The sequence below is a fragment of the Butyrivibrio sp. AE3009 genome, assembly GCF_000420845.1.
Lineage (GTDB): Bacteria > Bacillota > Clostridia > Lachnospirales > Lachnospiraceae > Butyrivibrio.
Genome location: NZ_ATVS01000002.1, coordinates 1 through 16958, shown reverse-complemented (window position 1 = coordinate 16958; position 16958 = coordinate 1). Strand labels below are relative to the sequence as shown.

The following is a 16958-nucleotide window of genomic DNA, read 5'->3' as shown; positions in this document are numbered from 1 at the left end:
ATATATAATAACACATTTTCGTACATGTTTTAGCAATAAATTGAACCGCGCAAAATAACCTTCCTGATCCTCAGCTCCTCATCCACAAGAACAGCATTTGCTACCTTCCCCTGTGCAATACTTCCGTAGCTGTCAAAGACGCCGATGGATCTGGCGGGGTTCTCTGTGGCTGCTCTTACTGCTGCCTCCAGGGGAATACCCATCTCCTTAACCGCTGTTTTCATGCAGTCAAAAAGGTTGGTGACGGAGCCGGCGATTGTGGCAGGATCAGAGGTAAGGGTTGCTTTGTTGCCGTTTACGGTGACGGCCTGTCCTCCAAGGCTGTACTGTCCGTCGGGAAGGCCTGTGGCCTCCATACTGTCAGAGATAAGAATGACCTTATCTGCTCCAAAGGTATCAAATACAAAACGCACCATCGCAGGGTGAACATGCACTCCATCTGCGATAAGCTCAACTTCAGCCTTGTTCTCAAGGGCTGCTATTATAGGGCCGGGCTCTCTGTGGTTTATTCCGGGCATGGCGTTAAATAAATGCGTCATATGTCTTACTCCGGCTTCAAAGGCCCTGACTGCAGTATCATAACCGGCACACATGTGGGCCAGGGAAATACATACTTCTGAAGACAGCTCCTTGATAAACTCCATACTGCCTATAACCTCAGGAGCAATATCCACCAACTTGATAAGTCCTCCGCTCCTGTCCTGCAGTCTTCTGAACATGGATACGTCCGGAAGGTGAAGATACTGGGGGTTCTGGGCTCCCAGCTTCTTACCGCTGATAAATGGGCCCTCCAGATTGATGCCCACAAGGTCTGCACAGCCTTGTTTTTGATTCTCTGTCAGATTCTTGTTCTTCCAATCGGCGGCGTTATTCATTATTTTCCCAAGAATTTCTTCGCCATAGGTCATGGTGGCGGGGCATATGGCTGTCACACCGTTTCTGGCCTCATATTTAGCGATTGCTGTAAGTCCCTCGGGATCAGCGTCGCAGAAATCATGTCCCATAGCACCGTGGAAATGGATGTCCACCAGTCCCGGAATAAGCCTAAGGCCTGATGCGTCCAGGGTCTCCTCCACGTCGAAATCAAAGCCCTCTCCATCAGTAAATATCCCGTCTCTGATATAAACTTCCTTCCGGACAAATTCGTGCTGCTCGGTATAAACCAAAGCTCCTGTAATCTTCATTTTTGCCGTCTCCCTATAAATGCCTTATATTCTCATTACAGTACTATCTCAAAAATGGTCTTTCCTTCTGCCTCAGCCTCATCAAGAAGCCTTATGGTTCCGCCGTGGGCCTTAACCACCAGGTAGGCTATTGAAAGTCCAAGCCCCGTTCCCTGTCCGCTGGTTCTTGACTCATTGCCCACAACGAAGGGCTTGAATACGTCTTCCCTAAGATTCTTGGGGATGCCAACTCCGTCGTCTCCAAGCCTTATGATTATCTTATCTCCGGCCTTCTTCATGGAGGCGATAATTGTTGTTCCTTCCTTGTTGGCCTTGATGGAATTGGAAATGATATTCTCAAATACTCTCTTAAGCTGCATCTTATCAAAAGAGTACATGATCCTCTCATCGGGAATGTCAGGTTCTATATTAAAGCCCACAAGCTCCAGCTCTTCATATTTAAGAGCCAGATATTCCCTGAAATACTCAGCTACATCCCCTGTCTCACGCACAAGTTGAAACTCCGGATGCTCCAGCTTGGAATATTCATAAAAGGTATTGATAAGCTCCGATAATCCGTCTGCCTTTTTGCTAATGGTATCAAGATATTTCTTCTCATCCTCCTTGGGGATAAGTCCGTCTGCCACAGCCTTGGCGTAGCCCTGAATAACGGTTATGGGAGTCTTAAGGTCATGGGAGATATCCGCCAGCATCTTCTGCTTCTCCTGCTCAGCGGCAGCTCTTTTCTTCTCACTGTCATGGAGCTCAGTGGACATCATATTGAAGGCGTCCGCAATCTCAACAAATTCCCTGGGACCTTCATAAGCAACAGTGGTATCGGTCTTACCTCTGGTGATATCAAGCATCGCTGACTCAAGGAGCTTAAGGGGTCTTCTTATGGTAAAAGAGATCCTGAATACGAATACCAGAATCAGGATAAGGAGGCACAGTGCAAAGGTAGATGATGCAATGATCAGGATTCTCTTATATTCCGCCCTCAAATTGGCATTGGAATAATTGGCATGTAGAAGAAGCGTCCTCTTTTGCCCCTTAGCGGTTACAAACTCGTACTTCTGCAGCACGGTATTGGGCTCACTTCCGCCATACATATACTCAAACTCGGTGTCGGAAATATGGGTTACCCCGTTATCCATCGTAGAGTAGGTGACATTTTTATTGCTGTCCAGGATCATCACTCCGCTGACACCGCCTCCCATCGCCACAACCTCGCCGGTCCTGTTATCGATGGTGGTAGTCGCCAGTGAATACTTATGGATCACATATCCCGCAACCTCATCCCCGACATAGACCACATCGGCGCTGTAATAGCTGCCTCCGTCAATACTCTGGATGTACTCTATCTCTTCTTTATCGTAGGTGTTGTTTTTAAACAGGTTGCTGCAGTAGATGACATTGGCATTGGCGTCAAGAACTTCAATATAGCTGCCGCTGCCAAGACCTGCAGACACAGCCAGACGGTTGTAGCGCTCCCTCACAAGATTCTCCTTCTGACGGATCAGCTTGTATGGTCCCTTCTGGTCCTGGGCCCTGTTGATGGCAACGCCCACAGTCACATATATAGTTATGGTAATGAAGACCACCAGGAACGCAAACACCACGAAGGTTCCGGTGACCACAGAGTTCAGTGTACCTCTTTCCCTGGTAAAGGGTCGTAATCTTTTAGCCATCAGTATCTCTCAATCTTATAGCCAAGGCCTCTTACGGTCTTGATGTATTTGGGATTGTTTCTGTCATCCTCGATCTTGTCGCGGAGCTTACTCATATGGACCATAAGGGTATTCTCGTCGTTCTCAAAATATTCACCATTAATGTGCTCATAGACCTGAACCTTGGTAAACACTCTGCCCGGGTTCTTCATAAGTAGTGTCATTACCTTGAATTCAAATGGTGTCAGGTCAATAGCCTTGCCGTTCTTGGTAAAAAGAACCTTCTCCACATCAATAGCAAGCTCTCCCACCTGAAAAACATTGGAGGGCGCAGTCTCACCGCCCAGCTGGTAAAAGCGTCTTAGAGCCGCTCTTACATGGGCAATTATTTCCAGCGGATTAAAGGGCTTGGTCAAATAATCGTCAGCACCTATATCCAGTCCTCTTATCTTGTCCTCGTCCTGAGTCTTGGCAGAGAGAACTATGATGGGAAGATTATGTTCAAGCTCCCTTGCTTTTTTGATCAGCTCATAGCCGTTCATTCCGGGCATCATAATGTCACAGATCACAAGATCAGGCTGTTCGTCCTGCAACAGGTCCATGGCCACAAGGCCGTCCTCCGCAGCGATGACTTCATAACCGTCCTTCTCAAGGTAGAGTCTCAGAAGGTCTATAATGTCTCTGTCATCCTCAGCAATAAGTATCTTATTTCTATTTTCGCTCATATTAACCTCTGTTTCTAAAAGTCACAAATAGACATATTTATTATACCCTAACAAAAAAATCTTTACCTAACCTTAACGCAGTCAAAGTAGGTAAAGATTTAATAATTTAGTAAGTTATCAGAGAGTCTCTGCTCTGTGAGCGATGTTCTGCTGGAAATTGATCACTTCGTGGTCGTACTCCTCATCCATGAGACTGCTGTTGATCAGGAAATCAGCAGTTGCCTTGTTGTTGGCAAAAGGAATGTCATAGACCTGAGCGATTCTCATAAGTGCCTTGACGTCAGGGTCGTGAGGCGCAGCGGTAAGGGGATCCGAGAAGAATATTACAAAATCGATCTTGCCTTCTACAATCTTGGCGCCGATCTGCTGATCTCCTCCAAGAGGGCCTGAATTATAGCCGCGAACAGGAAGGTCTGTGGCATCGGTGATCATCCTTGCTGTTGTTCCTGTTCCGCACAGAAAATGTCTCTTAAGAACCTCTGCATTTGCCTTGCACCAGTCTATAAGCTCATGCTTCTTGCCGTCATGGGCAATAAGGGCAATGTTCTTCTGTCTGGGTATTGTTAATGTAATTGTATCTGCCATAAATATCCTCCACGATGAATTGATGTTTTTTAACTATGATATATGAACTGCCAATCTACTGACTCTACAGCACATCATCAACAAGAATATACTCGCCGGCAATTCTCTCATATACTCTTATCTCGCAGTTCTTAGGCCTTGGGCGCCAGACATATCCGGACTTGGCTCCTTCAAGATAGCCTCGTATGAATCTGATTATACCACCGTGACAGGCAATCAGCACATTCTCATAATCCTTCTCCTCCAGTTCCTTAAGAAAAGAAGCGGTTCGCTGTATCATCTGATCCGTGGTCTCAACTCCCTTCGGTGCGGGAAAAAGCTCCGGAAACATCCAGTAGAGGCTCATGGCCGGGCCGCAGCCGTAGTAGCTCTTCTGCTCATATTTGCCAAAATCCGCCTCTATGATGCGCTCGTCCTTAATTATCTCACTCTCCGTCACACCGCCGATTATCTCAGCTGTTCTGACTGCGCGGATCAGTGGACTTGAGTATACTGCGTCGAATTTAATATCCCCGATCTTGTCCCTGGCTGCCTTAGCCTGGGCTACCCCCGTATCGTTTAAGGGTATGTCGGATCTTCCCTGCATTTTCCTTCCAGCATTAAGGGCGGTCTGGCCATGCCTTGTTACCCATATCTTCAATTTTGTTCCCCTCTGTAAGTAAATTATGTATTATCGTCCCTTTTTACCCTTGGAATAATCGGGACGCATGTTTTTCAGTTCCTCATAGATCATTCGATAGTTCTCATAACGAACCCTGGCGATCTTGCCCTTCTCAACGGCGGTCTTAACTCCGCAGTCAGGCTCAGCCATGTGAGCGCAGCCCCCGAAGCGGCACTCAGGCTCAAATTCCTCAAACTCGGGATAGTACTGCATTATGTTGTCGCAGGTAACATCCCTGACATCAAGGGAAGTAAAGCCGGGGGTATCGATGATATAGGTCCCCACGCCATCCTCCGTAAGGTCCGACAGCTCTTTGACAAAAAACAGCTCTGAATGCCTGGTGGTGTTCTTGCCCCTGTCAATCTTCTTACTAAGTTCCCCGGTCTGCATCTGGGCGTCGGGAACCAGCTTGTTCAAAAGGGAGGACTTACCAACGCCGCTGGGGCCGGCAAGAGTAGTGGTCTTACCTCGTAATAGCTCCTTTAGCTCGTCCAGTCCTTTTTCCTCCTTGACGCTGATAAAAAGAACGGTGTAGCCGCACTTCTCGTAGGCGTCGTAGAGCTCCTGCTGTTCCTCCGGGGTAGCAATGTCCTGTTTGTTAAAGCAGATGATAACAGGGAGATTCTGCTGCCTCATGGTTATCAGGAATCTGTCCAGCAGGTTATAGCTGGGATTGGGCTTAACTATGGCAAACAAAATAACCGCCTGATCCACATTGGCAACAGGCGGTCTAATAAGCTGATTTTTTCTTGGAATGATCTCGGTCACATTTCCAAGTGCATTGTCCTCGTCGATGACGTCGATTCTCACATCATCTCCCACCAGCGGTTTTAAATTGAATTTCCTGAAAATGCCCTTCGCCTTACATTCATATACTTTTCCCGTGGGAGTTTCTATGTAGTAAAAGCCGGCAATTCCTTTGACGATCTTGCCTTTCATCAATTCTCCTGTGTGAAGGTAACAGCTCTTGTAACTGTGTACTCCTGGGTATTACCGCCTGTGATCTCGCCTGTATCAGGATTGGTGACCTGAGGTGAGGTTGCGGTATAAACAAAGGTAAGGGTTCCCGTAGGTGATGTGATTCCCTTGTAGGTAGCCTGCACAGGGAAATCTGTGGTTGTGGTGCTAAGAAGTGTAACTCCGTCTGAGGTAACAAGGCTGACTCTCACGGAAAGTCCGGGAGTATAGTTCTCGCCCTCTGTGGGAGCTGTAATATCTGCGACATAGCTGTAGGTTACATTGGCAGGTCCTGTTGAAAGTTCCATATTGATAACGGTTCCTTCAGATACGGAAGTACCAACCGCAATGCTCTGAGCACAGATAAGACCTGTGAGATTGGAATCCTCGTTGCTGGTCTCAACAATGCTGCCGGCGGTAAGTCCGGATTCAACCAGAATGATAACCGCTTCCTCTGATGTCTTGCCGATGACATTGGGTACTGTAACCTGTCCCTCTGCCTTGGCCACAGTGGCGCTGGCAGTTGCAGTCTCTGCCTTGGTGTAATTGGCGCCGTTACTTACAGTAACAACAATAGTGGCACCGCTGGCAACTCTGCTGCCTGCGGAAGGATTGGTGGAAACCACGGTATCCTTGGCGGCTGTATTGGCAGTATCTTCTGCCTTCTCAACCTTGAAGCCCTTGTCGGTGGTAAGTATTGAAACTGCCTCGGCATAGCTCTTGCCGGTAACATCGGGAACCTGGATTCCCTCTGTCGCAGAAGCAGTAGGTGTACTGTCTGTGATCATTGCAGTGCTGCTGTCAATTGCGGAGGAGTCCTCAGCTCCAAAGAGTCCCATGCTCCTTCCAAGCAGCAATATAACTATGAAGCCCACCAGGACTGCTGAAATGATAGCCATGATGATTGTAAGCTTCTCAATACGGCTGGGCGGCGCAGGCTTTCTTCTCCTGTCTCTGCTGTCATAGCCGTAAAAATCGTCGTCCTCATCCTCTTCGTAGTCTCTGCGAGAGGTTTTCTTATCCTTGGAATAACTGTCACGAGAATCCTTCTTGTCATATTCCCTCATGACATCATCCTTAAGGCGCATCTGCTCTGTATCTGTGAGCTTGTGAGCACCGTTTTTGACATTTGCGATTTCTTCACCGGAGGCAACTCTTGTCTGCCCCTCCTCATCGGGATCAACAAGATCCACGAAGTCCTTATCCGGTGTGATAAGGGATTTCTTGAGGTCTGTGATAAGCTCCGCAGCATTTTGATATCTTCTGTCGGGGCTCTTCTGACAGCACTTGAGAACTATCTTCTCTACGCTGACAGGTATCTCATCGTTGTAATCCGCAGGGCTGGGAAGCTCCTCCTGGATATGCTTGATGGCTATTGCCACGGTTGTGTCTCCGTTAAAAGGAACACGTCCCGTCAACATCTCAAACAATGTGATACCCAGTGAATAGATATCACTCTTGGCATCGCTGTAGCCGCCTCTTGCCTGTTCGGGAGATGTATAGTGAACGGAACCCATAACGTTGGAGGTGATGGTGTTGCTGGTAGCAGCCTTGGCAATACCAAAGTCTGTAACCTTAACCTTGCCCTCCTTGGATATCATTATGTTCTGAGGCTTGATATCTCTGTGGATGATATTGTTATTGTGAGCTGCCTCGAGGCCCATGGCCACCTGAATTGCAATGCTCACGGCCTCCTTGACGGAGAGCCTTGATTTCTTCTCAATGTACTTCTTAAGAGTGATGCCGTCTACAAGCTCCATAACAATGTAGTTGACACCATCCTCATCTCCAACATCATAGACATTAACTATGTTGGGGTGCATAAGGCCCGCAGTGGACTGAGCCTCAACTCGGAATTTGGAGACAAAATTCTCGTTCTCGGAAAATTCCTGTTTAAGAACCTTAACAGCCACAAGGCGGTTCAGCTTATGATCTTTTGCTTTATATACATCGGACATACCGCCGGTGCCTATCTTTTCCAGCACCTCGTACCTGTCGCCGATTATCATTCCTATCTTAATCATTTAGTCCTCCGTCATGTGCTACTTCTTCAGCGAACGGCTCAATAAGGATAACGGCGATGTTGTCCTTTCCCCCATTGTTATTAGCCGCCACAACAAGCTTTTGAGCTTTTTCTATGATGTCTCTCTGACCACTTACTATCATACGAATCTCTTCGTCTTCCAGCATGTTGGTAAGCCCATCGGAACACATGAGGACTATGTCCCCACGATTTAATTCCACATTAAAAAAGTCGATGTCTACAGTTTCAGTGGCACCGATAGCCCTGGTAATGATGTTCTTGTCGAGATGAGTGCGGGCTGTCTCTCTGTCGATTCCGCCCATTCTGACCATCTCTTCAACCAGGGAATGATCTCTTGTAATCTGTGTGATGGTATCGTTGATGACGTAGAGCCTGGAGTCTCCCACATTGGCAACCTGAAGGTATCTGCCAAGGACAGTTGCGGCCACAACGGTGGTTCCCATGCCAAAAAGCTTGGGATCGTCGGCAGCTTTCTCTCTGAGCTTGGAATTGGCAGTCTTGATGGCCTTCTCCAAGATCTTGACCGGGTTCTGTTCAAAAGACTTTTCAATCTCTTCCACCATAGTATCTACAGTAAAACGGGACGCATAGTCACCGGCATTATGGCCACCCATGCCATCTGCCACTATAAATACATTGGATAGATTTCCTATTTTTCTGTCTGAAGAAAAAACATAATCCTGATTCAGTTTTCGTTTCTTTCCAATATCCGTTATGGAAAAGGTCTTAAGCAAAACAGTTCTCCCCAAGTCTACATATTTTTCATCACAATACAAATAAGCAGGTAGTTATACACTTTCCTCCAAATGGCGTCTTCTTAGCTGTCCGCAGGCGCCATCTATATCCCTGCCCATTTCTCTTCTAATAGTAACATTTATATGACTTTTTTCAAGTTTATTTTTGAAGGCAAGGGCTCCGGAGCGGTCAGTCGGTTTAAAGTCACGCTCCTTTATTGGGTTGACGGGAATAAGATTCACAACTGCGTTAAGTCCCGCCAAAAGTTCAGACAATTCCGCAGCATCCTCATCAGTATCGTTAACTCCGCTCACCAGGGAATACTCGAAGGTAAGCTGTCTTCCGGTCTTGTCAAAATAGTCTTTGCAGGCCTTCAGGACCTCATGGATCTCGTACTGATTGGCAATTGGCATCAGCTGCTTTCTCTTGTCGTTGTTGGAGGCGTGAAGTGAAAGTGCCAGGTTAATGGAGAGCTGCTCCTCTGCCAGTCTGTAGATATTGGGCACGATTCCGCAGGTTGAAACAGTGATGTTTCTCTGTCCCATGTTCATGCCGTTCTCATCGGACAGAAGATGAATGAACTTAAGGAGGTTGTCGTAGTTATCCAGAGGCTCTCCGGATCCCATAACAACTACTCTTGAGATCTTCTCTCCTGTTATTCTGGCTATGGAATAGATCTGATCCAGCATCTCAGATGGTAAAAGAGATCTCTCAACTCCGTCCAGGGTTGAAGCGCAGAACTTGCAGCCCATGCGGCAGCCCACCTGTGAGGAGATGCAGACGCTGTTTCCGAACTTGTACTTCATGAAGACGCTCTCTATGACATTGCCGTCTCCAAGGCCAAAAAGGAACTTCTTGGTATCGTCCAGTTTGGATTCCTGAACCTGAACACTTTTAAGTGCTGTAAGGTCGAAGTTCTCTCTGCATTTTTCCTTAAGAGCTTTGGAAATATTGGTCATATCGTCGTAATCGGCAACCTGCTTGACGTGGAGCCATTCGTAGAGCTGTTTGGCTCTGAAGGCAGGTTCTCCAAGGCTCTTGATGCACTCTGTGAGTTCCTGAAGATTAAGGGACTTAAGGTCGGTTTTACCGGTCAGCCCCTTTATATATTCTTTTGTGATAGTTGTATTATTATCTGACAAATCTCTTTTCCTCTGAATATGGATCCTTGTTGGTTTTCTTGATTATTCTTGCCAGTTCTTTCTGAACCTGACTTATTATACATAATTATCTACATCCGGCAACTGTCTTCACTGCTTCTGCAGCTTAGCTATGAAGAAGCCGTCGGTGCCGTATTCTCCGGGGATGAGCTGGATATAGCCTTCTGTACCGGCATTATCCTTATCAAGGCCTAAACGTTGTAAGTCCCTGGATATGTCAACGGGCTTAAAAGGGAGCTCTTTGCAGATTCTCTGAACCATCTCCTCGTTCTCTGCTGCGTTGACGGTACAGGTGGAATACATAAGTATACCGCCCTTTTTAACATAGCCCTCACAGGCCTTCACGATCTCCCACTGAAGATCCGTAAGTTCTCCCGCACTCTCGGGGGTTACATTGTATTTGATATCATTTTTCCTTCCCATGATACCAAGGCCTGAGCAGGGAACATCGAGATAGAGAATGTCTGCCTTCTCTGTCAGGTTCTCATCGGTAATCCTTGCATCATGGGCAGATATATCGATATTGGTAAGTCCCATTCTGTCTGCATTATCTCTGATAAGGTCGCACTTACGCTCTGACAGATCCCTTGATATTACATGTCCGTTAGCTGAAGAGTCCTGTGATGAGTTCTCAGAAAGGACTCTTTCTGCCGCATGGAGGCTCTTTCCTCCGGGGGCTGCGCAGGCATCTATTACTGTCTGTCCGGGCTTAGGATCAGCAATCTCTGTAAGGAGCATTGAGCTGATGTCCTGAACAGTATACTTTCCTTCCATGAAACCGGGAAGAAATCTGATGTTGTCGGTCTTTTCAAGTTCCAGTGCGTAGGGAAGAATGTGATTTTTCTTAACTACGGCGCCGGCTGACTCAAGCTCTTTTACCAGAGCATCTATCTCGTCAGCATCTGATAAAGCCTTCATGTTGAGCCTTACAGTGGTGGGCCTTGTCTCCAGGAAGAACTTCAATATGCTCTCCGTCTTATCAAAGCCGTATCTGTCCAGCCACATTTTGCAGATCCACTCGGGCATTGAATAGCAAACGGATAGGTGGTCTACTCCGCAATTAATATCCTTAACGGGATATTCAATATTATCCTTGTTTCTTGCAACGTTCCTCAGAACGCCGTTAACAAAGCCCTTGAGGTTGACGAACTTGTGCTTGGCGGCAAGCTTCACTGCCTCATTACAGGCAGCGCTGTCTGGCACTGAGTCCATGAACATTATCTGATAGACGCTCATTCTCATAAGACTTCGGATAAAGGGCTGCATCTTGGCGGTTCCGGTCTTGGAGAACCGGTTAAGGATATAATCTATCTGGATCTTTCTCTCAAGGGTTCCGTCCACAACTCTTTTGATAAAGGATTTGTCCCTGGTTTCCAGGTAGTCGTACTTTTCCAGAGAGTCCTTTAAAAGGGAAACCTTTCTGTTATCATCCTTATCGTATTCCATGAGAATGCTTAATACAATTTCTCTTATATTTGCCATTTAATCATTACCTCTTCGGCCATAAATCAGTACCAGTCTAAAGAGCTGCACTACTGCTGATGCTGCACTTGCCACATAAGTCATGGCAGCTGCGCTGAGGACCTTTCTGGAATGAGTGATCTCCTCATGTCCGAGAATCCCGTACTGTTCCAGCATAACAAGTGCTCTGTGAGAAGCATTGAACTCAACGGGAAGGGTTACAAGCTGGAAGATAACTGCCAGTGAGAACACCCAGATGCCGATGGTTACAAGTGGTGAGAAGCTAAGGAAGAATCCCAGAAGGATTATGGGAATTCCTGCCTTGGAACCGATATTTGCTGCGGGTACAATAGCTGATCTGATCCTGATCGGTATATAGCCTGTGTAGTGCTGAAGAACATGTCCGCATTCATGCGCTGCCACTCCCACGGCAGCTACGCTGCAGGAGCCATAGGTAGCATCGGACAGACATACCATTCTTCTCTTTGGATCATAATGATCTGTAAGATTGCCTGAAACATGTGCCACTGTCACATCGGTAATTCCGTTTCTTCTTAGTATCTCCATTGCTGTCTGTGCTCCGGTAAGCCCGCTCATGCTGCGGATTCGAGCATATTTTTTATAAACCGAGGATACTCTTGCGGATGCCACCATACACAGGATCGCCATGATGATGACCAAAATATACAAAGGGTCAAATCCCATTCCGTAACCATAACCTCTTCCATATCCGTAATACATTGTAAATCGCCTCTTTTCCTAAATATATTAAAGTTTTAACGGATATCATATCATCCAAGTCTTAATCCTACCTTAATGCGGTTGCCAAGAAGGAAGCTTTTGGCATCCATTCTCTTTTTACCCTCAAGCTGAACCTCAAGGATCTGGAGATATCCGCCCTCTGTCAGCACTGCAAAGGAATCCTTGGCGACAGCCGCAATACTTCCGTAGGCGTTGTCTTTTACCAGCTGCTGCCTTACTGCGAAGTCCTCTTCTGATTCCTGACCTCCGTAAGCAGCATCGAAGTCCTCCTCATCAAGAGCCTTGGCGCTCCAGATCTTGAGCATCCTGCCCTCGAGAGAGGTAAAGGCGCTGGGCCAGGGATTAAGGCCTCTTACAAGATTTCTTATGGTCTCTGCGTCCTTACTAAAATCTATCTTGCCCATATCCTTGGACAGCTTGCCGCACTTGGTGGCTTTAGCCTCATCCTGAGGAACAGGGGTGAGCTTACCGGCCTCTATAAGTGGCAGCGCCTCCACAATAAGCTCTGCTCCAAGAATAGAAAGCTTATCGAAAAGGCCACCTCCGGTCTCGTTCTCTTCAATGGGAATAGTCTTCTGAATAAGGATATCTCCTGTATCCATGCCTGCTGCCATCTGCATGATGGTTACGCCTGTCTCTTTTTTGCCGTCAATTATGGACTGCTGAATAGGAGCAGCTCCTCTGTATTCAGGAAGAAGAGACGCGTGGATATTGACGCAGCCGTATTTCGGAATATCAAGGATCTCCTGGGAAAGGATCTGTCCGAAGGCTGCAACCACGTATATATCCGCCTCTATACTCTTAAGATAAGCCACGTGCTCAGGCTCCTTGATCTTAACCGGCTGAAATACCGGAAGATTATGCTCAAGAGCCAGTGCCTTAACATCAGAGACCTGGAGCTCGCCGCTGCGGCCCTTGGGCTTATCGGGCTGTGTTACAACCAAAACCACCTCGTGGCCTGCTTCAATTATCTTTTCAAGAGCACACCTGGCAAAATCAGGGGTTCCCATAAATACTATTTTCATTTATCATTCTCCTTTATGTTATAATCCAATTTCATTTTTTACAAAAGTATCAAATCGGGGCAGCTTAAGCTTGATGACACCTCTTTCAGATACATCGATGATCCCTTTGTCTCTTAGTCTTTCTCTGTACTGTGAAAACTCGTTTTTCTTCTGTTTAGTAATCTCGAGAAGCTCTGCTACAGGCATTTCATCCTTCTGAACTATATAGGACATGTACCATTTGTCTTTATCCGAAAGCTCGGACCACATCTTTTTGTAAACGTAGTGCCTCAGCGCTTCATCAAATTTGATCAATACCGTTTCCGTTAATTCATGTTTCTCTTCTTCCCATACATACTTACCCATTGCCTGGTATGCAAAAGGGTATCCTTTGGTAATGACAGCCATGTCCATGGCTTTTTCTCTGTCAATACCAAACAATTTGGAATATCTGTCTGCAATCAGGGTCAGATTAAGAGGTTCCATCTCATACTGCGGAGTACGGTATAAAAAGGTCATGGTCTTTGCATTTCTCAGATCACTTATATTATCATAAAGGCCTGCCATGAGCAAAAATACCGGATAGTTCTCTCTTATAAGGATTTGAAAACAACTGGCCAGTTCTCGCATGGAAGCAGTGTTAGACACTTCATCAACAGAAACTAAGAGCTTTTTCTCTTTTCTCTGAATCTCTTTAAGCATTTTCTCCAATGCTGATTCAATGTCCGCTACGGGAGATTTGGAACTGACACTTAAGCCTATGCCAAATTTTGACAGGTTCAGATTCGCATCCACAAACTGTGTTATGAAGCTCCTGCTGTCGTAAAGCTTACCCACCAGGCTCTCCAGCAGGTTCCGCTCAGCGTTTAGCCTTATAACGATCCAGTCTTCAGATTCCAGAATTCTCTGCTCAATTTCTGTCATGGTGACTGTCTTGCCGCTTCCCCGGGTCCCTGTGAGCATAAAACAGTTATTCTGCGACTCTTCATCGTTCATCTCCTGAACTATCTCGTCGATGATAAGTTCGCGGCTAATATATTGTCTTGGAACCTTTCCAAAGTTTAAAACAAAAGGGTTTCTTTCCATTCTCAGGCTGATCTCCTTATATACTTCTATATACTCTTATATACTTTTGAAATCCGTATATACTTTATATACTCATATATACTTCAACTTTGATTATATACTCTTATATACTTTTTCACAAGGAGCAAGAAAACATGAGAACCCGATGCAATGGATTGTACATGATAACAAATATGTAGTTGTGATACCCGGTAGATTCAAATCCGCTTAAACTATATGAACGCCCTGAATATTGATGTCAAGGGACTTTCGCGGCATATCCTCGCCGATAAAGCCGGCTGCGGTATTCCACGGTTCCCTTGACATCAATATCCAGGGCGTTAGGGGCTAATCAAGCGGATTTGAATCAGGTATGTGGCATAAATGCCCACATCCTCACAGGAACTGAAATTTCCTCTTGCCGGTTGCTTTTTGTTTTGTTAGCGGCAGGATAGCCTCTTCAAAAGGTTGCCTCTCTTGTCAAAAAAGCTCTGATTGATGGCTTAGGCATACAAAAGCAACTATATATAATCTTTCATATGCATGTGAACGGTATTTTTGCTGAAATCAGTAATATTTTGTGCACCTATGCATACGAAGTCATCATTATTCTTATCTATCATATGCTTCTTTGTCGCTGATACCATATGAAATTATTCATGCTGTACATACTAACGCTTTCAATCTTTCCATTTTAATATGCTCGCATGCTGTGAAATAGCCATTGCCAATTCATCATTGATTTTAAAAGGCATATTAATAGGGGGATATAAGCATTTTCATATGATGATCAGATTACTTGACCGATTATTTAAGCTAAAAGGCTTACTAATGCTGCTTTAATAAGAGTTTCATATGATGATGAATATGGTTATCAGGATAACGCTTTCATATAAGCACCGAAAAACACGCGGATTATAAGCAAATAGCAGCAGGAGTGTATGAATTAGCTATGGTAACACTTGAGGATAGATTAATTTCCTATGCAAGTGTCCGGTTATCAAGATACCGTCAATTATCGCTGACCAAAGACACGCGAAGTCAATGCCCGTTTAATTCTGAGTGTTTGCCTATAAACTACTCTACACTCATATCTTGCGTTTATGCTTCACCGCGTGCTTTCATTGCGTACAACGAAATGAATTCTTCTTTATTTGGCACAACGGTCTACGAGATAATGACAGCAATTATTTTTCTCTCGCTATGTCGTTATTTGCTGCACCGGATAACGTTATCAAAAGAAATATCAGATATTTCATGATGAATTATCGAATGGATAATCAGAAAAATAGCAAGGCAACGCAAATTCTCCAATCTTACAATGCAATCTAGCCAGCTCGCCGGATTGTTCCAAGATTCTGAGCCCGAGGTAAAGAAAACAGCCACCGCGTAAGCGGCTTGCCCTTGATAGTGCAAAGAATAATTGCTACAATGCTGTCCTCGACGGAGAAAAAGAAGATTGTTCCTGAGTTCCTCGCCGTCGGTGAGACGTTCGCAGCAATTATTCTTTGTGCTGTCAAGGGTGTGCGTCCTGATGCTTTAACGTAGATTATTGCTACAGTAACTATTTTCATATAGTTTAAGCGGATTTGAATCTACCGGGTATCACAACTACATATTTTCCTATAATTTCTCCAATCTTTGCCTTATATTCCTTGGCTCTTCACTGCCCTTGCTCCCTCCACGATAATGTGTTAACATTCATAGGCAATTTAACGATCTTTATTTCATATTAATTCATATAGTTAGTAGGGAAAACCGATGTCAGATACAAGGAACAAAGAAATCGAAAGAAGTATAATCAAAAAGTTCAGGCCGGAACTCTGGAGCCAGTTTACCAAGGCAATCAACACCTATAAACTTATAAAGGACGGCGACAAAATCGCAGTCTGCATCTCCGGCGGCAAGGATTCCATGCTTATGGCCAAGCTCTTCCAGGAGCTACATCGGCATGGTAAAAAGAACTTCGAAGTCGAATACATCGTTATGAATCCCGGCTACAACACCGCCAACTACGAGAATATCCTTAAGAACCTTGAGCTGATGCAGGTTCCTGCCACAGTCTTTGATTCTGATATTTTCAAGGTTGTGGACAAGGAAGTGGAAGGTTCTCCCTGCTACCTCTGTGCCAGAATGAGACGTGGCGCCCTCTATGCCAAGGCAAAAGAGCTGGGCTGCAACAAGATAGCTCTTGGTCATCACTATGATGATGTCATCGAGACAATACTTATGGGAATGCTCTACGGCGGGCAGATCCAGACTATGATGCCTAAACTTCACAGTTCCAATTTCGAAGACATGGAACTCATAAGACCTCTCTACCTCATAAGAGAGGAAGATGTAAAAAAGTGGGCAGCCTACAATGATCTCAAATTCATCAACTGCGCCTGCAGAATGACCGAGATGCTGGCAAAAGAAAATGACCTGGACTTCGGAAGTAAACGCGCCGAGACCAAGGCCCTGATCGCGCAGCTACGTGAGATGAGCCCATACATCGAGGCAAATATTTTTAAGAGTGTTGAGAATGTTCACTTGAACGCCCTGATTGCCTACAAGACACCGGATGGAAATCGACACCATTTCCTGGATAGGTATGATGAATACTCAGAATGAACTGCCCTCACCGACTCTGCGTCGGAAAGGGTTTCTGTTACGCCGCTTCGCGGCATGAACCTGCCTGCTGCTCTACGCAGCCTGCAGAACAGGGCATGTCCACTATGCCCCTATCCCATTGGGTTACCTTTGGGAATACTTTTCTTAAGATATTTGCAGCCCCGTTTATGTCTGCATTTGTTACAGTACCATCGTAATGCCTGTATAGGCCTCTCTTTATCCTCTTTCCGGAAAAAGAGTATGGTTTGTCATATCCTTTACAATATACTGGCAATTCATCCATTGCAAGAAAATCAGCCTTTGAAGTATAGCTCTCTTCTGTAAGGGCAAACTCTATCCCGCATTCAGCAAGCTTA

General features: G+C 45.7%; 14 protein-coding genes and 1 pseudogene. 1 reads left to right on the top strand and 14 read right to left on the bottom strand.

What is annotated here, in order from left to right:
* Positions 1 to 29: 29 nt before the first annotated feature.
* The 13 genes from nagA to G588_RS0101265 all read right to left on the bottom strand — a co-directional run bounded on the left by nagA (position 30) and on the right by G588_RS0101265 (position 14010).
* Positions 30 to 1184 carry an N-acetylglucosamine-6-phosphate deacetylase gene (gene nagA, locus G588_RS0101325; RefSeq protein WP_022776954.1) on the bottom strand — a complete coding sequence of 385 codons (1155 nt, stop codon included), beginning with the start codon at positions 1182 to 1184 and terminating at the stop codon, positions 30 to 32.
* A gap of 35 nt (positions 1185 to 1219) precedes the next feature.
* Complete coding sequence (locus tag G588_RS18720; protein WP_022776953.1) at positions 1220 to 2851, bottom strand: HAMP domain-containing sensor histidine kinase; 1632 nt, start codon at positions 2849 to 2851, stop codon at positions 1220 to 1222.
* Positions 2851 to 3555: a response regulator transcription factor gene (locus G588_RS0101315; RefSeq protein ID WP_022776952.1), complete on the bottom strand. Its 705-nt coding sequence runs from the start codon at positions 3553 to 3555 to the stop codon at positions 2851 to 2853. Before G588_RS0101315 ends, G588_RS18720 begins: the two co-directional genes overlap by 1 nt.
* Positions 3556 to 3672: 117 nt before the next feature.
* Positions 3673 to 4140 (bottom strand): methylglyoxal synthase, encoded by a 468-nt coding sequence (locus G588_RS0101310; protein WP_022776951.1) that lies wholly within the window; start codon positions 4138 to 4140, stop codon positions 3673 to 3675.
* A gap of 64 nt (positions 4141 to 4204) precedes the next feature.
* Positions 4205 to 4780 (bottom strand): histidine phosphatase family protein, encoded by a 576-nt coding sequence (locus G588_RS0101305; RefSeq protein WP_022776950.1) that lies wholly within the window; start codon positions 4778 to 4780, stop codon positions 4205 to 4207.
* Between the two features lie 30 nt (positions 4781 to 4810).
* Complete coding sequence (gene rsgA, locus G588_RS0101300; RefSeq protein WP_022776949.1) at positions 4811 to 5740, bottom strand: ribosome small subunit-dependent GTPase A; 930 nt, start codon at positions 5738 to 5740, stop codon at positions 4811 to 4813.
* A complete protein-coding gene (gene pknB, locus G588_RS0101295; RefSeq protein WP_022776948.1) occupies positions 5740 to 7782 on the bottom strand; it encodes a Stk1 family PASTA domain-containing Ser/Thr kinase in 2043 nt (680 codons plus the stop codon). The genes rsgA and pknB overlap by 1 nt, the downstream gene beginning before the upstream one ends.
* Positions 7775 to 8536 (bottom strand): Stp1/IreP family PP2C-type Ser/Thr phosphatase, encoded by a 762-nt coding sequence (locus G588_RS0101290; RefSeq protein WP_022776947.1) that lies wholly within the window; start codon positions 8534 to 8536, stop codon positions 7775 to 7777. The genes pknB and G588_RS0101290 overlap by 8 nt, the downstream gene beginning before the upstream one ends.
* A gap of 54 nt (positions 8537 to 8590) precedes the next feature.
* On the bottom strand, positions 8591 to 9679 hold the full coding sequence (gene rlmN / locus G588_RS0101285) for a 23S rRNA (adenine(2503)-C(2))-methyltransferase RlmN (protein ID WP_022776946.1): 1089 nt from the start codon (positions 9677 to 9679) through the stop codon (positions 8591 to 8593).
* 108 nt (positions 9680 to 9787) lie between these two features.
* Complete coding sequence (gene rsmB, locus G588_RS0101280; protein ID WP_022776945.1) at positions 9788 to 11179, bottom strand: 16S rRNA (cytosine(967)-C(5))-methyltransferase RsmB; 1392 nt, start codon at positions 11177 to 11179, stop codon at positions 9788 to 9790.
* The gene (locus tag G588_RS0101275) at positions 11180 to 11899 is read right to left on the bottom strand and encodes a zinc metallopeptidase (RefSeq protein ID WP_022776944.1); all 720 of its coding nucleotides are present in this window, start codon (positions 11897 to 11899) and stop codon (positions 11180 to 11182) included.
* 50 nt (positions 11900 to 11949) lie between these two features.
* Positions 11950 to 12945, bottom strand: a complete 996-nt coding sequence (fmt, locus tag G588_RS0101270) for a methionyl-tRNA formyltransferase (protein ID WP_022776943.1) — start codon at positions 12943 to 12945, stop codon at positions 11950 to 11952.
* A gap of 18 nt (positions 12946 to 12963) precedes the next feature.
* Positions 12964 to 14010, bottom strand: coding sequence for an ATP-binding protein (locus G588_RS0101265; protein WP_022776942.1), 1047 nt, complete (start codon positions 14008 to 14010; stop codon positions 12964 to 12966).
* A 1740-nt stretch (positions 14011 to 15750) separates the two neighbouring features.
* Here G588_RS0101265 and G588_RS0101260 point away from each other — a divergent pair.
* On the top strand, positions 15751 to 16602 hold the full coding sequence (locus tag G588_RS0101260; RefSeq protein WP_022776941.1) for a tRNA 2-thiocytidine biosynthesis TtcA family protein: 852 nt from the start codon (positions 15751 to 15753) through the stop codon (positions 16600 to 16602).
* Positions 16603 to 16639: 37 nt separating this feature from the next.
* On the opposite strand, the pseudogene G588_RS22665 reads toward G588_RS0101260, so the two are convergent.
* Positions 16640 to 16958, bottom strand: a pseudogene (locus G588_RS22665) (RNA-guided endonuclease InsQ/TnpB family protein); the annotation flags it as partial.

Excerpts from the sequence above, each read along its gene's own strand:
- nagA (WP_022776954.1), bottom strand. The coding sequence starts at position 1,184 with ATGAAGATTACAGGAGCTTTGGTTTATACCGAGCAGCACGAATTTGTC.
- G588_RS18720 (WP_022776953.1), bottom strand. The coding sequence starts at position 2,851 with ATGGCTAAAAGATTACGACCCTTTACCAGGGAAAGAGGTACACTGAAC.
- G588_RS0101315 (WP_022776952.1), bottom strand. The coding sequence starts at position 3,555 with ATGAGCGAAAATAGAAATAAGATACTTATTGCTGAGGATGACAGAGAC.
- G588_RS0101310 (WP_022776951.1), bottom strand. The coding sequence starts at position 4,140 with ATGGCAGATACAATTACATTAACAATACCCAGACAGAAGAACATTGCC.
- rsgA (WP_022776949.1), bottom strand. The coding sequence starts at position 5,740 with ATGAAAGGCAAGATCGTCAAAGGAATTGCCGGCTTTTACTACATAGAA.
- pknB (WP_022776948.1), bottom strand. The coding sequence starts at position 7,782 with ATGATTAAGATAGGAATGATAATCGGCGACAGGTACGAGGTGCTGGAA.
- rsmB (WP_022776945.1), bottom strand. The coding sequence starts at position 11,179 with ATGGCAAATATAAGAGAAATTGTATTAAGCATTCTCATGGAATACGAT.
- G588_RS0101275 (WP_022776944.1), bottom strand. The coding sequence starts at position 11,899 with ATGTATTACGGATATGGAAGAGGTTATGGTTACGGAATGGGATTTGAC.
- fmt (WP_022776943.1), bottom strand. The coding sequence starts at position 12,945 with ATGAAAATAGTATTTATGGGAACCCCTGATTTTGCCAGGTGTGCTCTT.
- G588_RS0101265 (WP_022776942.1), bottom strand. The coding sequence starts at position 14,010 with ATGGAAAGAAACCCTTTTGTTTTAAACTTTGGAAAGGTTCCAAGACAA.
- G588_RS0101260 (WP_022776941.1), top strand. The coding sequence starts at position 15,751 with ATGTCAGATACAAGGAACAAAGAAATCGAAAGAAGTATAATCAAAAAG.